Source organism: Mesorhizobium sp. P2_D5, assembly GCF_056404355.1.
Genome location: NZ_JBFUEE010000009.1, coordinates 144,382 through 162,211 on the forward strand (window position 1 = coordinate 144,382; position 17,830 = coordinate 162,211).

22 protein-coding genes are annotated in these 17,830 nt (G+C 62.2%); 16 read left to right on the plus strand and 6 right to left on the minus strand.

The genetic code is table 11. The features are described from left to right. The first annotated feature begins 39 nt into the window (after positions 1–39). Positions 40–1,347, plus strand: a complete 1,308-nt coding sequence (gene purB / locus AC1DYW_RS29665; protein ID WP_477228556.1) for an adenylosuccinate lyase — start codon at positions 40–42, stop codon at positions 1,345–1,347. A gap of 58 nt (positions 1,348–1,405) precedes the next feature. On the opposite strand, the gene AC1DYW_RS29670 is transcribed toward purB, so the two are convergent. Continuing rightward, positions 1,406–2,218: a VOC family protein gene (locus AC1DYW_RS29670; protein ID WP_457154071.1), complete on the minus strand. Its 813-nt coding sequence runs from the start codon at positions 2,216–2,218 to the stop codon at positions 1,406–1,408. Positions 2,219–2,454: 236 nt separating this feature from the next. Here AC1DYW_RS29670 and AC1DYW_RS29675 point away from each other — a divergent pair, with 236 nt between their 5' ends. Beyond that, a complete protein-coding gene (locus AC1DYW_RS29675; RefSeq protein WP_184872185.1) occupies positions 2,455–3,009 on the plus strand; it encodes an RBBP9/YdeN family alpha/beta hydrolase in 555 nt (184 codons plus the stop codon). Between the two features lie 6 nt (positions 3,010–3,015). On the opposite strand, the gene AC1DYW_RS29680 is transcribed toward AC1DYW_RS29675, so the two are convergent. Continuing rightward, positions 3,016–3,789, minus strand: coding sequence for an HpcH/HpaI aldolase family protein (locus AC1DYW_RS29680; RefSeq protein WP_477228557.1), 774 nt, complete (start codon positions 3,787–3,789; stop codon positions 3,016–3,018). 107 nt (positions 3,790–3,896) lie between these two features. Beyond that, entirely contained in the window at positions 3,897–4,217 is a 321-nt protein-coding gene (locus AC1DYW_RS29685) for a DUF1476 domain-containing protein (RefSeq protein ID WP_457154072.1), read from the minus strand. A 275-nt stretch (positions 4,218–4,492) separates the two neighbouring features. Between AC1DYW_RS29685 and purC the strand changes: the two genes are divergently transcribed. The 8 genes from purC to AC1DYW_RS29725 all read left to right on the plus strand — a co-directional run bounded on the left by purC (position 4,493) and on the right by AC1DYW_RS29725 (position 8,905). Beyond that, positions 4,493–5,287 carry a phosphoribosylaminoimidazolesuccinocarboxamide synthase gene (gene purC / locus AC1DYW_RS29690; RefSeq protein WP_095085488.1) on the plus strand — a complete coding sequence of 265 codons (795 nt, stop codon included), beginning with the start codon at positions 4,493–4,495 and terminating at the stop codon, positions 5,285–5,287. Between the two features lie 43 nt (positions 5,288–5,330). After that, positions 5,331–5,573: a phosphoribosylformylglycinamidine synthase subunit PurS gene (gene purS / locus AC1DYW_RS29695; protein WP_095085690.1), complete on the plus strand. Its 243-nt coding sequence runs from the start codon at positions 5,331–5,333 to the stop codon at positions 5,571–5,573. An 18-nt stretch (positions 5,574–5,591) separates the two neighbouring features. Then, positions 5,592–5,846: a hypothetical protein gene (locus AC1DYW_RS29700; RefSeq protein WP_477228558.1), complete on the plus strand. Its 255-nt coding sequence runs from the start codon at positions 5,592–5,594 to the stop codon at positions 5,844–5,846. A 39-nt stretch (positions 5,847–5,885) separates the two neighbouring features. Further along, the gene (locus tag AC1DYW_RS29705) at positions 5,886–6,437 is read left to right on the plus strand and encodes an RNA 2'-phosphotransferase (protein ID WP_477228559.1); all 552 of its coding nucleotides are present in this window, start codon (positions 5,886–5,888) and stop codon (positions 6,435–6,437) included. Further along, entirely contained in the window at positions 6,434–7,102 is a 669-nt protein-coding gene (gene purQ / locus AC1DYW_RS29710; RefSeq protein WP_477228560.1) for a phosphoribosylformylglycinamidine synthase subunit PurQ, read from the plus strand. Before AC1DYW_RS29705 ends, purQ begins: the two co-directional genes overlap by 4 nt. A gap of 87 nt (positions 7,103–7,189) precedes the next feature. After that, complete coding sequence (locus AC1DYW_RS29715; RefSeq protein WP_477228561.1) at positions 7,190–7,855, plus strand: glutathione S-transferase family protein; 666 nt, start codon at positions 7,190–7,192, stop codon at positions 7,853–7,855. Then, positions 7,852–8,259 carry a hypothetical protein gene (locus tag AC1DYW_RS29720; protein ID WP_477228562.1) on the plus strand — a complete coding sequence of 136 codons (408 nt, stop codon included), beginning with the start codon at positions 7,852–7,854 and terminating at the stop codon, positions 8,257–8,259. The genes AC1DYW_RS29715 and AC1DYW_RS29720 overlap by 4 nt, the downstream gene beginning before the upstream one ends. 4 nt (positions 8,260–8,263) lie before the next feature. Continuing rightward, a complete protein-coding gene (locus AC1DYW_RS29725) occupies positions 8,264–8,905 on the plus strand; it encodes a Pr6Pr family membrane protein (RefSeq protein WP_457151346.1) in 642 nt (213 codons plus the stop codon). 33 nt (positions 8,906–8,938) lie between these two features. On the opposite strand, the gene AC1DYW_RS29730 is transcribed toward AC1DYW_RS29725, so the two are convergent. After that, positions 8,939–9,190, minus strand: a complete 252-nt coding sequence (locus AC1DYW_RS29730) for a DUF1127 domain-containing protein (protein WP_477228563.1) — start codon at positions 9,188–9,190, stop codon at positions 8,939–8,941. A 93-nt stretch (positions 9,191–9,283) separates the two neighbouring features. On the opposite strand from AC1DYW_RS29730, the gene AC1DYW_RS29735 reads away from it, so the two are divergent. The 6 genes from AC1DYW_RS29735 (at position 9,284) to AC1DYW_RS29760 (ending at position 15,953) form a co-directional block, all read left to right on the plus strand. Beyond that, entirely contained in the window at positions 9,284–10,702 is a 1,419-nt protein-coding gene (locus AC1DYW_RS29735; protein WP_477228564.1) for an aminotransferase-like domain-containing protein, read from the plus strand. A 163-nt stretch (positions 10,703–10,865) separates the two neighbouring features. Beyond that, positions 10,866–13,097, plus strand: coding sequence for a phosphoribosylformylglycinamidine synthase subunit PurL (gene purL, locus AC1DYW_RS29740; protein WP_477228565.1), 2,232 nt, complete (start codon positions 10,866–10,868; stop codon positions 13,095–13,097). Between the two features lie 46 nt (positions 13,098–13,143). After that, entirely contained in the window at positions 13,144–13,665 is a 522-nt protein-coding gene (locus tag AC1DYW_RS29745) for a hypothetical protein (RefSeq protein WP_477228566.1), read from the plus strand. Positions 13,666–13,800: 135 nt separating this feature from the next. Beyond that, positions 13,801–14,034 (plus strand): BolA/IbaG family iron-sulfur metabolism protein, encoded by a 234-nt coding sequence (locus AC1DYW_RS29750; RefSeq protein ID WP_010909092.1) that lies wholly within the window; start codon positions 13,801–13,803, stop codon positions 14,032–14,034. Between the two features lie 176 nt (positions 14,035–14,210). Next, the gene (grxD, locus tag AC1DYW_RS29755; RefSeq protein ID WP_095085430.1) at positions 14,211–14,546 is read left to right on the plus strand and encodes a Grx4 family monothiol glutaredoxin; all 336 of its coding nucleotides are present in this window, start codon (positions 14,211–14,213) and stop codon (positions 14,544–14,546) included. A gap of 162 nt (positions 14,547–14,708) precedes the next feature. After that, complete coding sequence (locus AC1DYW_RS29760; protein WP_477228567.1) at positions 14,709–15,953, plus strand: multidrug effflux MFS transporter; 1,245 nt, start codon at positions 14,709–14,711, stop codon at positions 15,951–15,953. Positions 15,954–15,979: 26 nt separating this feature from the next. Here the strand turns inward: AC1DYW_RS29760 and AC1DYW_RS29765 are convergent, their stop codons facing one another. Further along, entirely contained in the window at positions 15,980–16,807 is an 828-nt protein-coding gene (locus tag AC1DYW_RS29765) for an inositol monophosphatase family protein (protein ID WP_477228568.1), read from the minus strand. Then, the gene (gene ttcA / locus AC1DYW_RS29770) at positions 16,797–17,690 is read right to left on the minus strand and encodes a tRNA 2-thiocytidine(32) synthetase TtcA (RefSeq protein WP_477228569.1); all 894 of its coding nucleotides are present in this window, start codon (positions 17,688–17,690) and stop codon (positions 16,797–16,799) included. The genes AC1DYW_RS29765 and ttcA overlap by 11 nt, the downstream gene beginning before the upstream one ends. Between the last annotated feature and the right edge of the window lie 140 nt (positions 17,691–17,830).

Sequence of the window (17,830 nt, forward strand, 5' to 3'; positions counted from 1 at the left end):
AGGACGCGGGCAAACTCCTCGACAAATCAGGACTGACCGATGATCCCTCGTTATTCCCGGCCGGAAATGGTCGCCATCTGGTCGCCCGAAACCCGGTTCCGCATCTGGTTCGAGATCGAAGCTTACGCGTGCGATGCGCTGGCCGAACTCGGTGTCATCCCCAAGGAAGCAGCAAGAACCATTTGGGAGAAGGGCGGCGCGGCAAAATTCAACGTGGAAGCGATCGACGAGATCGAGCGCGTCACCAAGCATGACGTCATCGCCTTCCTCACCCATCTTGCTGAATTCGTCGGACCCGACGCCCGCTTCATCCATCAGGGCATGACCTCTTCGGACGTTCTCGACACCTGCTTTGCCGTCCAGCTTACCCGGGCCAGCGACATCCTTCTGGCCGACATTGACGGCCTGCTTGCGGCACTCAAGCGCCGTGCTTTCGAGCACAAGGACACCGTCACGATCGGCCGCAGCCATGGCATCCATGCCGAGCCGACGACCTTCGGCATCAAGCTGGCGCAGGCCTATGCCGAGTTCTCGCGCTGCCGCGAGCGGCTGGTGCACGCGCGGGAAGACATCGCCACCTGCGCCATTTCGGGCGCGGTCGGCACCTTCGCCAACATCGACCCCTATGTTGAGGAACACGTCGCGGCAAAGCTCGGGCTGAAGCCGGAGCCGGTGTCGACGCAGGTGATCCCGCGCGATCGTCACGCCATGTTCTTCGCCACGCTCGGCGTCATCGCCTCGTCGATCGAGCGGCTGTCGATCGAGATCCGGCATCTGCAGCGCACCGAAGTGCTGGAAGCGGAAGAGTATTTCTCGCCGGGGCAAAAGGGCTCGTCGGCGATGCCGCACAAGCGCAATCCGGTGCTGACCGAAAACCTGACCGGCCTTGCCCGCATGGTGCGGTCCATGGCGCTGCCGGCGATGGAGAACGTGGCGCTCTGGCACGAGCGCGATATTTCGCACTCCTCTGTCGAACGCATGATCGGCCCGGACGCCACGGTGACGCTCGATTTCGCGCTGTCACGGCTGACCAGCGTCGTCGACAAGCTGCTCGTCTATCCCGACAACATGCTGAAGAACATGAACAAGTTCCGCGGCCTCGTGCATTCGCAGCGCGTCATGCTGGCGCTGACGCAGGCCGGCCTGTCGCGAGAGGACTCCTACCGGCTGGTGCAGCGCAACGCCATGAAGGTGTGGGAGCAAGGCGCTGATTTTCTTGAAGAACTATTGGCCGACAAGGAAGTGACCGCCGCCTTGCCCGAAGCCGAGATCCGCGAGAAATTCGACCTCGGCTATCACACCAAGCATGTCGATACGATCTTCAAGCGGGTGTTCGGCGAAGCCTGAGGCGAGCTTTCCCTTCTCCCCGTCACTATACGGGGAGAGGACGCTCTCCAAATGGCAATCAGGCCTTGCCGGGAACGGTGTTGATCACAGTCCCCCATGGGTCTTCGCGGGTTACCGGGCTGGTTACATTGTCCGAACGCATCTCGACCCAGGCAAGGCCCGACCGACCCGGACCGCGGCGGCCGGCACCGGGGCTGCGCCAGGCATTGGCGCCGATGTGGTGGTGATAGCCGCCCGACGACAGGAACACCGCCTGGCCGCCATATTTCGCTACCGTGTTGAAGCCGAATTCCTGATTCCACCAGGCTTCGGCGTCTTCCGGCCTGCCGACACGCAAGTGGACATGGCCGACAATGCTGTTTTCCGGCGCGCCCTGCCAACCGGCGTCACCCGCCGGCACCTCGGCAACGATAGACGGAATGTTCAGCCGCTCGGTCGCCATGGCAATCTTGTCGCCATTCCACTTCCAGTCGTGCGGACGACGGTCGGCGTAGATCTCGATGCCGTTGCCTTCGGGATCGGTCAGGTAGAGCGCTTCGCTGACCAGATGGTCGGAAGCCCCCTCGATGGCAATCTTGTCGGCAATGGCGTGGTTGATCCAGCGGCCGAGATCGGCGCGGCTCGGCAGCAGAAAAGCAGTATGGAACAGGCCCGCACTTTGCGGATCATCCGGCTTTGCCGCCGCGTCCGCCTCGATCACCAGCAACGGACGGTTGCCGGCCCCGAGCGTGATCGCGCCATCGGCGCGGCTCAGTTCCTGCAGGCCGACGACGCTGCGATAATAGGCGGCAAGACTTTCGGCGTCGCGCGCCTTCAGCCCGACGCGGGCAACGCTGACGGGAGTGGTGGCGGCAAAAGGCAATTCGCTCATCAAATTCTCCGTTCGGCCGGCCGCGGTTAAACTTCCAAGGCAAAGTGCCCACGCCGCCAATCATAGTATGCCGCGTAGGGTTCCCGCACACGGCTGTTTCTCTCTCCACACGACAAATCGTCGATCGGCATCGTTCACACAAGACTTGAAGAAGCGAACATCGTGTTCACTATTTGTGATCAAGAGCGCGATTCATGGCCGTTGCACGAAGCGACGCCGCTCGCTATTTCAGCGCCATGAAGGTCAAGGAAGCAGATATTCTCATCGTGCCGGGTTACACCAATTCCGGCCCAGACCATTGGCAGAGCCGCTGGCAGTCGAAGCTGTCGACGGCGCGCCGCGTCGAGCAGGCGGAATGGTCCAAACCGGTGCGCGAGGACTGGACGGCGAGCGTGGCCAAGGCGGTCAACGAGGCCGAGCGGCCCGTTGTCATCGTTGCGCACTCGCTTGGTGTGGCCGCGGCAGTGCAGGCCATGCCGCAGTTCCAGAGGCCGGTCGCCGGCGCCTTCTTCGTGGCGCCGCCCGACGTCGCCAACCCCGGGATCAAGCCCCGGCACCTGATGACCTTCGGTCCTTATCCGCGCGAGCCGCTGCCCTTTCCTTCGATCGTGATCGCCAGCCGCAACGACCCGTTCTGCGCCTTCGATGTCGCCGAGGACATTGCCGGGGCCTGGGGCTCGCTGTTCATCGACGCCGGCGAGACCGGTCACCTCAACGCGGATTCGGGCTTTGGTCCGTGGCCCGAGGGCTCGATGACCTTCGCCAAGTTCCTGACCGATCTGAAACCCTGAGCTCTCTCAGGCGTCGATCGAATCCCTGACGCTCTTCAACAGGGTTTTTGCGCCGAGCCCGATCAGCGCGTGCTCCGAGCCCATGGCCAGCAGCCGGTAGCCCATCGAGACGACGCGACCGGCAATTGCCGGCTCGACAACATAGATCGCCGCATGTTTTCCCGCCTTGCGGGTGCGCTCGGCGACCGACGCCACCGTTTCCATCATGCTTTCCAGCGTCGAATTGATGGTCGCGCCGTTGCTCCAGGCGATCGAGAAATCCGACGGGCCGAGGAAGATGCCGTCGATGCCCGGCGTGTCGAGGATGCCGTCGAGCGCATCGAGAGCAGCACGCGTCTCGACCATGGCGAAGGCCATGGTGCGCTGATTGGTGTCGCGCAGCCATTCAGCCTGGTCGCCCTTGCCGTGGCGCGGAAAGGCATAAGTCGGGCCCCACGAGCGCTCGCCGAGCGGCGGATATTTCATGGCCGCGGCGAACAGTTTTGCATCGGCCACCGAGTTCACCATGGGCGCAATGACAGCCTCGGCGCCGAAATCGAGCGAGCGGCTTGCCATGTCGAAGCGGCCGACCGGAATGCGCACCAGCGCCGGCTTGTTTGCAGCGAGCACCGGCACCAGACCGCGCAGCACGCTGTCCTCATGATGGCCGCCATGCTGCATGTCGAGGGTGACCGCATCGAAGCCCTGCTTGGCGACGATCTCGACGGTCAGGGCATCCGGCACGCCGGACCATGCGGTGAACAGCGTTTCATCGGCGGCAAGGCGGGACTTCAGGGACATCTACACTTTCCTCGTTAAGGATCGCAGTTTCAGCCGGAAACCGCTGCAAGGCAAAGAAAAACCGCCCGGATAGGTCGGGCGGTCGATTGGTCCAGAGTGTGGTCGGATCAGGTGTTCTTGATCTGCTCGATCGCCTGCGCCATCAGCTCGTCCATGGTGCGGCGGATCTGATGGTCCGACTGGTCGACACCGGCGTCGTCGAAATCCTTGCGGATCTTGCGGAACACGTCGTGATCGCCGGCTTCCTCGATGTCGGAGACGACCACTTGGTTGGCATAGGCGTCGGCATCGGCGCCCGACTTTCCAAGCTTTGCGGCGGCCCACAGGCCGAGCGCCTTGTTGCGGCGAGCCGAGGCCTTGAACCGAAGTTCCTCGTCGAATGCGAATTTGCGTTCAAAGCCCTCTTCGCGATCCTTCATGCTGCTCATGGCATCCCTCCGATGGAAATCGATTCGCTGGTGATGACGTATATGTGTTGGGGAAGCACAAACCAAAAGGTCGCGAGCCGGTCAATACGCTTCGTTGCATGCTGCGCTGCGGCATTTCAGTCCCGAAAGCGGTTGATTGGAAGGATTTGCCGATTGAGCAAACGATGTGATTGGGATAGACCCGGCATTGAACCCTACAGTAGCCGCACTATTTCAGGCAGACGGACAGGAAATGGTCGATTGCCGCCTGTCTGGAACCCCAGAGAAAAAATCAGATGAAAAATCGCCGCCGCATTTATGAAGGCAAGGCCAAGATCCTCTATGAGGGACCCGAGCCGGGTACGCTCATCCAGTTCTTCAAGGACGACGCAACCGCGTTCAACAAGAAGAAGCATGAAGTCGTCGACGGCAAGGGTGTGCTCAACAACCGCATTTCCGAGCACATCTTCAACCATCTCAACCGGATGGGCATCCCGACCCACTTCATCCGCCGGCTCAACATGCGCGAGCAGCTGATCAAGGAAGTCGAGATCATTCCGCTCGAAGTGGTGGTGCGCAATGTCGCCGCCGGTTCGCTGTCCAAGCGCCTCGGCATCGAGGAAGGCACCGTCTTGCCGCGCTCGATCATCGAATTCTATTACAAGGCCGACGCGCTCGACGATCCGATGGTGTCGGAAGAGCACATCACGGCGTTCGGCTGGGCGAGCCCGCAGGAAATCGACGACGTCATGGCACTCGCCATTCGCGTCAACGACTTCCTCTCCGGCCTGTTCATGGGCGTCGGCATTCAGCTCGTTGATTTCAAGATCGAGTGCGGCCGCCTGTTCGAAGGCGACATGATGCGCATCGTCGTCGCCGACGAGATTTCGCCGGATTCCTGCCGTCTGTGGGACGTGGCGACGCATGACAAGCTCGACAAGGACCGTTTCCGCCGCGACATGGGCGGCCTCGTCGAAGCCTATCAGGAAGTTGCCCGCCGCCTCGGCATCATGAACGAGAACGAGCCGCCGCGCCCCACCGGCCCGGTGCTTGTTGCCTCGACCGATGGCGCCAAAGGCAAGCCGCACTGATAGCGGCTTGCGTCCCGATATTGAGAACAGGAGCATGTCCAGCGTGATCAAGGCCCGCATTACCGTCACCCTCAAGAACGGCGTGCTCGACCCGCAAGGCAAGGCAATCGAACACGCGCTGTCCGGACTGGGTTTCGGCGGCGTCGGCGCGGTGCGGCAGGGCAAGGTGTTCGACGTCGAGCTTTCCGAGACCGACAAGGCCAAGGCCGAGGCTGATCTGAAGGCCATGTGCGACAAGCTGCTGGCGAATACGGTGATTGAGAATTATAGTGTGACACTTACCTGAGGTTGTGTCGGAGGCACTATGTCGGAAGTCACGAATGAATTGATGTTCGAGCTTCTGAAGCGCGTGCATCACGAAATCGGTGAGCTTCGTCAGGATGTTTCCGAGACGAAACGGGAATTGAATGTGATGCGGGGCCACATGGTGGCAACGCAAAGCGATATCCACAATGTCTACGGCATTCTAGCCCGACAAGACGAGCGTCTTGAACGTATCGACAGACGTCTCGACCAGCGCGAACTTGCCGAAGCACAAAAGCCTTATGAGCCGACGTGACACCAGTTCGGCAATTGGGGCTGAAACCGCATTGCCGCCATGCCGAACGACACGCAGATTTCAAAATTCATGAGCCTGGTCCTGCGACACGCGCCGCAGGAGGCAGGACTGTCGCTCGCCGAAAACGGCTGGGCCGATTTCGACGCGCTCTGCGCGGTCATCCAGTCGACGTTCGGCGCATCGGTCGCCGATGTTGCACGCATCGTCGAAGAGAACCCGAAAAAGCGCTTTGCCACCGACGGCAATCGCATCCGTGCCTTGCAAGGCCACAGTCTCGATATCGATCTCGGCCTGCCGCCATCGGTGCCGCCCGACATGCTCTACCACGGCACCAAGGAAGAGTTTCTCCCCAGCATTCTCCGCGAAGGCCTCACCAGCCAGTCACGCCAGCATGTTCACCTGTCAAGGGACGTCGAAACGGCTCTGATCGTCGCCCGGCGTCGCAATGGAAAAAGTGTTATCTTGCAGGTCGACTCGGCAACCATGACGAAGGACGGGGCGTTATTCTTCCTCTCCGACAACGGCGTCTGGTTGACCAACCACGTTTCACCCCGGTATCTGGTTCAGATGCTCGAACGGGAATTGCCATGAAATCCGCCGTCGTCCTTCTGCCTGGCCTCAACCGCGACCGCGACATGATCGCGGCGCTGACCAAGATTTCGGGAAAGCCGCCGATCACCGTCTGGCAGACCGATACCGAAATCCCGGATGTCGACCTGATCGCCATTCCCGGCGGTTTTTCCTTCGGCGACTATCTGCGCTGCGGCGCCATCGCCGCGCGCATGCCGGTCATGCGGGCGGTTGCCGAACAGGCGGCCAAGGGCGTGATGGTCATCGGCGTCTGCAACGGCTTCCAGATCCTGGTCGAGGCCGGGCTGCTGCCGGGGGCGCTGATGCGCAACACGTCGCTGAAATTCGTCTGCCGGCAGGTCAAGTTGCAGATCACCAACGCCAACACCATGTTCACCCGCCGCTACCAGCCGGGCCAGATCATCCGCACGCCGGTGGCACATCATGACGGCAACTATTTTGCCGACGCCGACACACTTGCCCGCCTCGAAGGCGAAGGTCAGGTGGTGTTCCGCTATGCCGACGGCACCAATCCCAACGGCTCGATCAACGACATTGCCGGCATCATCAACGAACGCGGCAATGTGCTCGGCTTGATGCCGCACCCGGAAAACCTGATCGAAGCAGCCCACGGCGGCACCGACGGCCGGGCGTTGTTCGAGGGCGCGCTTGGCATTGCTGCCTGACATCATCAAGGCGAACAGCCTGAAAACAGCCGGACATTCCAGCCCATTTGATTGGGTAAGTCCGCTTCATGAGGGAGAGAGACGGTCATGAAACTCTATTCGCGGCCGTTGTCGCCCTACTCGTCGATCGTGCGGGCGCTGGCCTACATCAAGGATGTACCGCTCAAGATCATCGCGCCGCCGCCCGGTTTTCCGATCCCGGAAGAGTTTCGCGCCATCTCACCGCTCAACCGGATTCCGGTGCTGATCACCGGTTCGGGTGAAACGATCGTCGAATCGGTGGTCATCGCCGAATATCTCGAGGAGCGCTTTCCGGAACCGGCGCTGCTGCCGCCCGATTCCAAGGACCGCGCGCTGGTGCGCATGTTTGCCCGCATCACCGATCTCGACGTGCTGACCCCGACGATGAAGCTTTTCGAGCTTCATTTCGTGCCCAAGCGAAACAATGCCGAGATCGACGCCCAGTTCGCCCGCCTGCATCACGGTCTGTCGGCGATCGAGGAACGCATGGCGCAAGGCCCCTTCGCGCTTGGCAACGACATCAGTTTCGCCGATGCCTGGCTGACGCCGACGCGGTTCATTTTCAACAACTTCCGGGCCATGATAGGACGCCACGATCTGCTCGACGCCTATCCCAAATTCGATGCCTACGAACAGATCGCCTCGCAGCATCCGGCATTGTCGCGGGTGTGGGGCGAGATGACCGACGGGTTGAAGATTTTTCTGTCCGAACTTGAGATGGGTGCCGCTTGAGCAGGAGCAAGACGATCGCCTTGGTAGCGGCCGCGGGTTTCGCCCTGGCATCCTGCCAATCGAGCCCGAAGAGCACACCTGTCCCCTCGGGCAAAAGTGCCTCGTTGCTGGCCATGGAACAGGTGGCGATATCGGCCCACAAATGCTGGATCGCCAGCAAGGATCCGGCCTTCAAGCAATACCAGATGGCCAATGAGTTGAATTCGTTCAGCGGCACGCCGCGTTTCCTGCTGGTGCCGGCCAAGCACTATGGTGGCAAACCGTTGCTGGTCGTGCAGGCACAAGGCAATTCCAGCCGCGTCGACGTGTTCGGACCGCTGATGAACGACCCGCTCGGCGCGCGCATCGGCTCCGACATCGCCCGCTGGCGGGCAGGCAATCCCTCCTGCGCGGCGGCCGCATAGGGCAATGGGCCGGTTCCTGCAGATTGCGGGTCTGGTCATCGGTCTGGCCGGACTAGTCCTGCAGTTCTGCATCAGCATTCCGGCGTCGATGGAAGCTGGCCGCAGCCTGCTCGGTTCCATCATCTTCCTTTTCAGCTTCTTCACCATCCTGACCAATATCGGCGCAGTGCTCGTCCACACCTCGCTGCTGTCGTCCACCGGCTATGCATGGCTGCCTGCCTTCGCAGGATCACGGATGCGCGCGGGCATCGCTGTTTCGATCGCCCTGGTGTTCATCGTCTATGCGACGGTGCTGGCGCAGCTCTGGCAGCCACAGGGCCTGTTCCTGCTCTGCGACGTCCTGCTGCACTATGTGACGCCGGTGCTGTTCGTGCTGTGGTGGCTGGTCGCAGGCGCCAACGGCAGAACGCGGTGGGGCGACATCTCATGGTGGATGCTCTATCCAGTGGCCTATCTGATCTATGCGCTGGCGCGGGCGCCGTTTGCCGGCGAGGTGCCCTACCCCTTCCTCGATGTCGCCAAGAATGGCGCAGCCAGCGTCGCCATCTCGGCGGCGGCCATCACCGGGCTTTTTCTGGTGCTGTGCGTGGTCGCCGTCGTCGTCGACCACGGCGTTGCTCGCATCAGAACATCGAGCGTCCGTTAGTCAAGCGGACTCCGGCCCCGCGTCTTGGGATGGTCAGTCCCAGAACGGCCTGATGGCCTCGCGGTGGGCATCGCAGCGCGAGACACCGATATCCTTGAGCTGATCATCGGTCATCTCAAGCAACACCAGCCGGCTGCGCCGGCGCTCCAGCAGATAGTCGATCCATTTCGCCAGCGACCGGACCACACGCACCAGACGGCCGGCAAAGCCGCGCCTGCCCGATGGGCGTGTCGATTGACCCGATGACTCGGCTCTCAAATGGCTGATTGTCGCGATTGTATTCATTTTCTTTCTACCGGAGTTCCAATTTGCACCCTTCTTAGCGCGTGATTGATATGTATTGACTCACAATTCGGTGCAATATACAAAATTGTCACCATGACAAATTGGCTTCCAGATCTCACCGCCGGCTCCGGGCCGCTGTATCAACGGCTTGCGGATTCCATCGAAACGGACATCGACCGGGGGGTGATCGATGCGGGGGCAAAGCTGCCGCCACAACGCGACCTCGCCTACGACATCGGCACCACCGTCGGCACGGTCGGCCGGGCCTACCAATTGCTGCGCGAACGAGGGCTGGTGAGCGGAGAAGTCGGACGCGGAACCTATGTGCTCGGCCAGCGCGCCGATGATGCGAGGCCGACCTCGCTGGCTCCAGACGTCACCGGCGAAGGCACACGCCATATCGATGCGCCGCGCGGCAAGCTGCGTTTCGACAGCACGGCCGCGCCCGACATCGGCCAGGGCGCCATAGTCGCCGATGTCCTGACGCGCGCGGCGCAGGATTATCCGCATGAGATTTCAAGCTACACGCGGGATTTTCCGGACCGCTGGTACGAAGCCGGCGCCCGCTGGCTGTCGCGCAATTCGTTTCGCCCGAACGCCGACGCCATCGTTCCAACGCTGGGCACACATGCCGCTGTGATGGCGGCGATCGCAGCGCTGACAACGCCCGGCGATTATGTCGCCTTCGAGCACCTCACCTACTCGCAGATTTCCCGCAGCGCCGGTCTGATCGGTCGGCGCACCGCGCTGGTGGCGTCGGACGACCAGGGCATCGACCCGGCCGATTTCGAGCGCGTCTGCGCGCAAAAGCATCCCCGAATGATCTTCCTGATGCCGACGGCGCAGAATCCCACCCTGGTGACGTTGTCGGCGGCGCGCCGCGAGGCGATCGCGCGTGTCGCACGCGAATACAATGTCGTTCTCATCGAGGACGATCTCTACGGCAACCTGACTGATGATCCGACGCCGCTGCTGGCCGAATACGCGCCCGAACGCACCATTGTCGCCGGAGGCCTGTCGAAATCGGTCGCGGCGGGTGTGCGCGGCGGCTGGCTGTCCTGCCCGCCCGCCTATCGCCATCGCATCCGCGTCGCCCACAAGATGATGACCGGCGGCATGCCTTTCCTGCTGGCGGAGGTGAATACAAGGCTGGTGCTGTCCGGCCAGGCAGACGAGATACGCAAACGCAGTATCACCGAAATCGGCGCCCGGATTGCCATCGTGCGCGAGACGCTGGCCGGATTCGCGTTCAAATCACACGAAAAGGTTCCCTTTGTCTGGCTGACCCTGCCCGACCCCTGGCTTTCCGGCACCTTCAAGAACGCTTGTCTCGAACATGGCGTGCTGATCGACGACGAGGACGAATTCAAGGCCGGCCGCTCCGAGCAGGTCTTCCACGGCGTCCGCTTCGGCGTTTCACAGCCGAGGCAGCGCAAGGACATTGCCGAAGGCGTCGCGGTCATCAGGCGCCTGCTGGATGAGGGCCGCGCCGGCTACGACAGCTTCTCCTGAGCCATCAGGCGTCTTGTCGCGAGGGATCGCGGCCTGCTCGGGATCGGCCTGCGGCTTTGTCCGGCTTTCGCGCGTTTTTCGTCGATTCATGGGGTGTATCGGCCGCAAGGCTTGCGATAAGACGGGACTCAAATCCCAACGCTCCGGATACAAACCGCCGCCCATGACCATTTCCAATTCCGTGCCGATCACCCCCGAGCTCATCGCCGCGCATGGGCTGAAGCCCGACGAGTACCAGCGCATCCTCGACCTCGTCGGCCGTGAGCCGACCTTCACCGAACTTGGCATCTTCTCGGCGATGTGGAACGAGCACTGTTCGTACAAATCCTCGAAGAAATGGCTGCGCACCTTGCCGACCACTGGCCCGCAAGTCATCCAGGGTCCAGGCGAGAATGCCGGCGTGGTCGACATCGGTGACGGCGACTGCGTCGTCTTCAAGATGGAGAGCCACAACCACCCCTCCTTCATCGAGCCCTACCAGGGTGCGGCGACCGGCGTCGGCGGCATCTTGCGCGACGTCTTCACCATGGGCGCCCGGCCGGTCGCGGCGATGAATGCGCTGCGCTTCGGCGCGCCCGACCACCCCAAGACCAGGCACCTGGTCTCTGGCGTGGTTTCCGGTGTCGGCGGCTACGGCAATGCCTTCGGCGTGCCGACGGTGGGCGGCGAGGTCAATTTCGACGCCCGCTACAACGGCAACATCCTGGTCAACGCCTTTGCGGCCGGCATAGCCAAGACAGACGCCATCTTCCTGTCGGAAGCCAAGGGCGTCGGCCTGCCGGTCGTCTATCTCGGCGCCAAGACCGGCCGCGACGGCGTCGGCGGCGCCACCATGGCGTCGGCCGAATTCGACGACAAGATCGACGAGAAGCGCCCGACCGTGCAGGTCGGCGACCCCTTCACCGAAAAGTGCCTGCTGGAAGCCTGCCTCGAACTGATGGCCTCAGGCGCGGTCATCGCCATCCAGGACATGGGTGCGGCCGGCCTCACCTGCTCGGCGGTCGAGATGGGCGCCAAGGGCGATCTCGGTATCGAGCTCGATCTCGACAAGGTGCCGGTGCGCGAAGAGCGCATGAGCGCCTATGAGATGATGCTGTCGGAAAGCCAGGAGCGCATGCTGATGGTGCTGCGCCCCGAAAAGGAAAAGGAAGCCGAGGCAATCTTCCACAAATGGGGCCTCGACTTCGCCATCGTCGGCAAGACCACCGACGATCTGCGTTTTCGCGTGCTGCACCAGGGCGACGAGGTCGCCGACCTGCCGATCAAGGATCTCGGCGACAAGGCACCGGAGTATGATCGTCCCTGGGTCGAACCAAAGAAGCCTGCGCCGCTAGCCGCCAATGACGTTCCCCAGGCCGATGTCGCGGAGGCGCTTTTGAAGCTGCTCGGCGGACCGGACCTGTCGTCGCGCCGCTGGGTGTGGGAACAGTACGACACCCTGATCCAGGGCAATTCGCTGCAGCTTCCCGGCGGCGACGCCGGCGTGGTGCGCGTCGACGGCCATGCCACCAAGGCGCTCGCCTTCTCCTCCGACGTGACGCCGCGCTATTGCGAGGCCGACCCCTATGAGGGTGGCAAGCAGGCGGTGGCCGAGTGCTGGCGTAACCTGACCGCCACCGGCGCGCTGCCGCTGGCGGCCACAGACAATCTCAATTTCGGCAACCCGGAACGGCCTGAGATCATGGGCCAGCTGGTCGGCGCGGTGAAAGGCATCGGCGACGCCTGCCGCGCGCTCGGCTTCCCGATCGTCTCAGGCAACGTCTCGCTCTACAACGAGACCAACGGCCAGGGCATCCTGCCGACGCCGACCATCGGCGGTGTCGGCCTGATCGCCGACTGGTCGAAGATGGTGCGCACCGGTTTTGCGGCGCAGGGCCAGATGATCCTGCTGGTCGGCGCGCCCGCTTCCTGGGGAACGCATCTCGGCCAGTCGGTCTATATGCGCGACATCCATGGGCGCAGCGACGGTCCGCCGCCGCCGGTCGATCTCGAGCATGAAAAGCGCGTCGGCGACCATGTGCGCGCTCTGATTGCATCCGGCATCGTCACGGCGGCGCACGACGTTTCCGACGGTGGCATCGCCGTGGCGCTGGCCGAGATGGCGATGGCGTCGGGCATCGGCGCCACGGTTCCCGGGCTTGTCGGCACCGACCCGATCCCGGTCTGGTTCGGCGAGGACCAGGGCCGCTATCTCCTGACGCTGTCGATCGATCCGGATAGCGATGAATGGGACGCCATTCGCAAGCAGCAAGGCGAACTCGGCATCTTCGCGCCGTGGATCGGTTCGACCGGCGGCAGCGCGCTGAAGCTTGGCGAGGCGCGGGCGATTCCGGTCGGCGAACTGAGCGCTGCGCACGAAGGCTGGTTCCCCCGCTTCATGGATCAGGCCAGTTGACCAGAGCATGATCCCGAAAAGTGGTAACCGGTTTTCGGAAAAGATCATGCTCAATCACAGGAACCTGGCTGCCCGGGCACTGCTTGCAGTCGTTTTCTGGCCGTCGCTGTTCTTCTTCTGGTTCCTCGGGCCGTTCGTCCTGTTCCTGTTGTCAACGACCTCGAGCGAGGTTTGCGCGCGGCTGGAAACACGTGCCGAGTTCCTCGCCGCGGCCAACGGCACCATTCCGATGCTTGTCGTCCAGAACTTCATCTACGCGGTTCCGATCGTTTGCCTGGTGTTGTGGGGCCGCCTTGTGCCGGATCCGGCACGCGCAAGGCATATTGTCACCTGCATCAAGCTTTTCGCCGCGGCGATGATCGTTGGAGCGTTGTGGGAATATGGCTCCTCGCTTGTCTGCGATGGCTACGGCCAGCCATTCTTCTCGCCCGCCTGGCAAATGACGAGCTATCTCCCCATCGTCAGCCTGATTCTCAATGCTCCGCTCTATGTCCTGGCCTTCAGCCTTGGTCGCGCCTTTTCGACGCGCGAGGATGCTGCCGAGGACCAAGCAAGCCCGCCAGCCTAGGTCTGCTTCTGAGGCCCCAGAACCTTCTTGCCGGTGGCAAGGTCTGAACGGCTTCAATCCGGACCAGAAAGGCTTTAGGCTCACCCGACTCTTAACTTATGGCCGGCCGCCGGCCGCTCGAAACAGGATTTTGCCATGGCAATGGATGCCCACGACATCGAAAAACTGATCAAGGACGGCATTCCGGACGCCAAGGTGACGATCCGCGATCTGGCCGGTGATGGCGACCACTACGCGGCCGAGGTGGTGGCCGAGAGCTTTCGCGGCAAGAGCCGCGTCCAGCAGCACCAGATGGTCTATGACGCGCTGAAGGGCAATATGGGCGGCGTGCTGCACGCTCTGGCGCTGCAGACCAGCGTTCCCGACTAATCCGCACCAGAACAAGACCGCTTGACCAGCAGCAGCGAAGACCGCTTGGCCCAAAACGGCCCATCCTTTGCGCCATTTCAGCTACGGCACGGCTAACGTCTTGTTTCGAGCAATCGTTGGGTTTATTTGAAAGGTATGTTTCGAGCCTGACTCCCACAGGCGGGAAAGGATATTTTATGAGCGGCATCAACGACTACATCGACAATGAAGTGAAGGGCAACGACGTCGTCCTTTTCATGAAGGGCACGCCCGGCTTTCCGCAGTGCGGATTTTCCGGCCAGGTCGTCCAGATCCTCGACTATATCGGCGCCGACTACAAAGGCGTGGACGTGCTGACCTCGGCCGAGCTGCGCCAGGGCATCAAGGAATATTCCAACTGGCCGACTATCCCACAGCTTTATGTCAAGGGTGAATTCGTTGGCGGCTGCGACATCATCCGCGAGATGTTCCAGGCAGGCGAACTGCAGACGTTCCTCGTCGAGAAGGGCGTCGGCGTCAAAGGCGCCGCCTGATTTCTGTTTTTGCATGAACTGAAAATCGACGTCGATTTTCGGTTCATGTACCAGGCGCCCGGGCAGCCCCACCTCGGCAATTTTTTGTCTCGGATACCGGGAGCAAGACGAGCCAATGCGCCGGCCCGCCGGCGCGTTTTCGTTTGAGAGATCGGACTTGCCGTGGACCAGCCAACAGCAGCGCCGCAATCGGCAAGCAAACTGCCCATTCCGCGCTGGGAGTTCATCGCGCTGTGCGCAGCGCTGATGGCGCTGAACTCGCTGGCCATCGACATCATGCTGCCGGCCCTGCAGCAGATCGGCGCCTCGCTGGGCGTCGAGAACGAAAACCACCGGCAATATGTCATAACAGCCTATATTCTGGGCTTCGGCGGCGGCCAGCTCTTTTTCGGTCCGCTCTCGGATCGTTTCGGACGTCGCGCGCCGCTGGTTGCCGGGCTGGTGATCTATGTCGCCGCGGCTGCGGCGGCCGCTGTTGCGCCAAGCTTTGAAACACTTCTGCTGTGCCGCGCCGTACAAGGCATTGGCGCTGCCGCCACACGCGTCATCGCCATCTCGATCGTGCGCGATACGTTCGACGGCCGTCGCATGGCCGAGGTGATGTCGCTGATCTTCATGGTGTTCATGGCCATACCAGTCATCGCGCCGGGGATCGGCCAGTTCATCATGCTGTTTGCAACCTGGCATTGGATCTTCGTCACCATGGCTGTCGGCGCCATGATCGTGTCCGCGTGGGCGCTGCTGCGCCTGCCCGAGACGCTGCATCCGGAGTATCGCAGGCCGCTGACGGTTTCATCCGTCGTTGGCGGGTTCCGCATCGTGCTGACCAACCGAATGGCGCTCTGCTACGCCTTCGCCAGCACTTTCATCGTCGGCGCCATGTTCGGCTTCATCGCTTCGGCGCAGCAGATTTATGTCGACGTCTTCAATGTCGGCGAGATGTTCCCGGTGATCTTCGCCGGTGTCGCCGGCGTGCTCGCTTTTTCCAACTATTTGAACTCACGCCTTGTCGGCCGCATCGGCATGCGCCGACTGTCGCAGAGCGCTCTCCTGCTGTTTTTGACCATCAGCCTGGTCTGGCTGGTGGTTTCCCTGGAAATGAAGATGCCGCTCTGGCTGTTCATCACCCTTTTTGCCAGTGCCATGCTTCCGTTCGGTGCACTCGGCGCGAATTTCAATGCGCTGGCGATGGAGCCGCTCGGCCAACTGGCCGGCACGGCGTCATCCATACTGGGCTTCATGCAGACCTTTCTCGGCGGCATTCTCGGCACGCTGATCGGCCAAGCCTTCAACGGCACTGTAACGCCATTGGCCGCCGGCTTCTGCAGCGTGTCGGTGGCAGCGCTTCTGATGATCCTGATCGCCGAACGCGGCAAGATGTTTCAGCCACACAACCCGCCGGTTTGAGGCGACCCTGCACGGGAGCGGTGCGGCTACTCAGCCCAGAGTTCGTGACGCAGGACCTGCCAGCTTTCCCTATCCGGAGCGACAAGCAGGCCACCGCCAACATGCGACGGCAGATAGGCGCTGCCGTCGAAACGCGCGGCGTGGCCGCCGGCCTCGACATGGATCAGCACACCGGCCAGATGATCCCACGGCATCAGCTTGTTGTAGACGACGAAATGGGCATGGCCGCTGGCCAACAGGCGATATTCGTGTGCCGCACAGCGATAGGCGAATTGCGACAGGATCTTGGTCTGGTTGCGCGCCAGCCGCGACCGCTCCGGTTCGGGCATGTATTGCCAGGAGACAGAGCCGGTCATTTCCGAGATCGGCGCGGGCGCCGCGACATGCACCTTCTCAAGGCTACCATGCGCATGGCGGATATGGCTGCCGGCGCCCTTGGCGCCGATCAGCCAGTCCTTGCCGACCGGATCGTGGATGATGCCGGCAACCGTCTCGCCCTTGACCACCACCGCCAGCATGACGCCGAACAGCGGCACGCCGGACGCGAAATTGAAGGTGCCGTCCACCGGGTCGATGACGAAAGCAAGATCGGCATCGCCCAGGCCATCAAGCAGCGCCGGATTGTCGGAACAGGCTTCCTCGCCGACCACCATCGCCGAGGGATAGCGCTTGCGCAGCTTGGCGGTGATGAGGCGCTCGGCATTGACGTCGGCCTCGGTCACCAGGTCGGCGGCCGAGGTCTTCTGCCGGACGTCGCCGTCGCCCAACCTGCGAAAGCGCGGCATGATCTCGACCTCTGCCGCCTCGGCCAGAACGCCGGCCAGCCAGTCGATCGCGGTGTCGTCAAATGTCATTGGAAACATCTTGCCTGGTGGTGAGGGTGTCGTTGAGAGCGGCGAAGTCGAACAGTTTTCTGTCGAGCAGATGTGACGGCCTGGTGTTGGACAGCGCGCGGATCATGGTGTCCTTGCGGCCGGGCATGCGCTTTTCGATATCCTCGAGCATCGCCTTCATGGCGTTGCGCTGCAGGCCTTCCTGACTGCCGCAGAGATCGCAGGGAATGATCGGGAACCGCATTGCCGCGGCGAACTTCTCAAGGTCGGTTTCGGCGCAATAGCTCAGCGGCCGCAGCACCATGACGTCGCCCTCGTCGTTGAGCAGTTTCGGCGGCATGGCGGCAAGACGGCCGCCATGGAACAGGTTCATGAAGAACGTCTCCAGAATGTCCTCGCGATGGTGGCCGAGCACCAGCGCCGAGCATCCCTCTTCCCGCGCGATGCGATAGAGATGGCCGCGCCGGAGACGCGAGCAGAGCGAGCAATAGGTGCTGCCCTCGGGCAGCTTGTCGGTGACGACGGAATAGGTGTCCTGATACTCGATCCGGTGCGGTATGGCGTGGCTGTCGAGATAGTCCGGCAGGATGTGTTTGGGGAAATTCGGCTGGCCCTGGTCCAGGTTGCAGGCCAGCAGATCGACAGGCAACAGCCCGCGCCATTTGAGGTCGAGCAGCACGGCGAGCAGCCCGTAGGAATCCTTGCCGCCCGACAGCGCTACGAGCCAGCGCTGGCCGGGCTTGACCATCGAGAAATCCTCGATCGCCTGACGGGTGAGACGCAGCAGCCGCTTGCGCAATTTGTTGAACTCGACCGAGGACGGCACATCGGCAAACAGCGGATGGAAGCCGCCTTCGCCGTCGGCAATCGGTTCAAGCGTTTCGACGTCTGGCAGCATGTTCATAGCATGTCGCTTTCAGTGGACCGGTCATCGTTTCAAGGAAACTCCAACCCCTCTATCACTTTGTTTGGAGCGCCCGGATTAGCGGACATGGCAGACAAAGAAAAGGCCGCCTCGATGGGCGGCCTTTGGATGGTGTCGCA

Excerpts from the sequence above, each read along its gene's own strand:
- AC1DYW_RS29735 (WP_477228564.1), top strand. The coding sequence starts at position 9,284 with ATGACAAATTGGCTTCCAGATCTCACCGCCGGCTCCGGGCCGCTGTAT.
- AC1DYW_RS29670 (WP_457154071.1), bottom strand. The coding sequence starts at position 2,218 with ATGAGCGAATTGCCTTTTGCCGCCACCACTCCCGTCAGCGTTGCCCGC.
- purL (WP_477228565.1), top strand. The coding sequence starts at position 10,866 with ATGACCATTTCCAATTCCGTGCCGATCACCCCCGAGCTCATCGCCGCG.
- AC1DYW_RS29745 (WP_477228566.1), top strand. The coding sequence starts at position 13,144 with ATGCTCAATCACAGGAACCTGGCTGCCCGGGCACTGCTTGCAGTCGTT.
- grxD (WP_095085430.1), top strand. The coding sequence starts at position 14,211 with ATGAGCGGCATCAACGACTACATCGACAATGAAGTGAAGGGCAACGAC.
- AC1DYW_RS29700 (WP_477228558.1), top strand. The coding sequence starts at position 5,592 with ATGTCGGAAGTCACGAATGAATTGATGTTCGAGCTTCTGAAGCGCGTG.
- AC1DYW_RS29685 (WP_457154072.1), bottom strand. The coding sequence starts at position 4,217 with ATGAGCAGCATGAAGGATCGCGAAGAGGGCTTTGAACGCAAATTCGCA.
- AC1DYW_RS29765 (WP_477228568.1), bottom strand. The coding sequence starts at position 16,807 with ATGACATTTGACGACACCGCGATCGACTGGCTGGCCGGCGTTCTGGCC.
- AC1DYW_RS29705 (WP_477228559.1), top strand. The coding sequence starts at position 5,886 with ATGCCGAACGACACGCAGATTTCAAAATTCATGAGCCTGGTCCTGCGA.
- AC1DYW_RS29730 (WP_477228563.1), bottom strand. The coding sequence starts at position 9,190 with ATGAATACAATCGCGACAATCAGCCATTTGAGAGCCGAGTCATCGGGT.
- AC1DYW_RS29680 (WP_477228557.1), bottom strand. The coding sequence starts at position 3,789 with ATGTCCCTGAAGTCCCGCCTTGCCGCCGATGAAACGCTGTTCACCGCA.
- ttcA (WP_477228569.1), bottom strand. The coding sequence starts at position 17,690 with ATGAACATGCTGCCAGACGTCGAAACGCTTGAACCGATTGCCGACGGC.
- AC1DYW_RS29750 (WP_010909092.1), top strand. The coding sequence starts at position 13,801 with ATGGCAATGGATGCCCACGACATCGAAAAACTGATCAAGGACGGCATT.
- AC1DYW_RS29715 (WP_477228561.1), top strand. The coding sequence starts at position 7,190 with ATGAAACTCTATTCGCGGCCGTTGTCGCCCTACTCGTCGATCGTGCGG.
- purQ (WP_477228560.1), top strand. The coding sequence starts at position 6,434 with ATGAAATCCGCCGTCGTCCTTCTGCCTGGCCTCAACCGCGACCGCGAC.
- purB (WP_477228556.1), top strand. The coding sequence starts at position 40 with ATGATCCCTCGTTATTCCCGGCCGGAAATGGTCGCCATCTGGTCGCCC.
- purC (WP_095085488.1), top strand. The coding sequence starts at position 4,493 with ATGAAAAATCGCCGCCGCATTTATGAAGGCAAGGCCAAGATCCTCTAT.
- AC1DYW_RS29725 (WP_457151346.1), top strand. The coding sequence starts at position 8,264 with ATGGGCCGGTTCCTGCAGATTGCGGGTCTGGTCATCGGTCTGGCCGGA.
- AC1DYW_RS29675 (WP_184872185.1), top strand. The coding sequence starts at position 2,455 with ATGAAGGTCAAGGAAGCAGATATTCTCATCGTGCCGGGTTACACCAAT.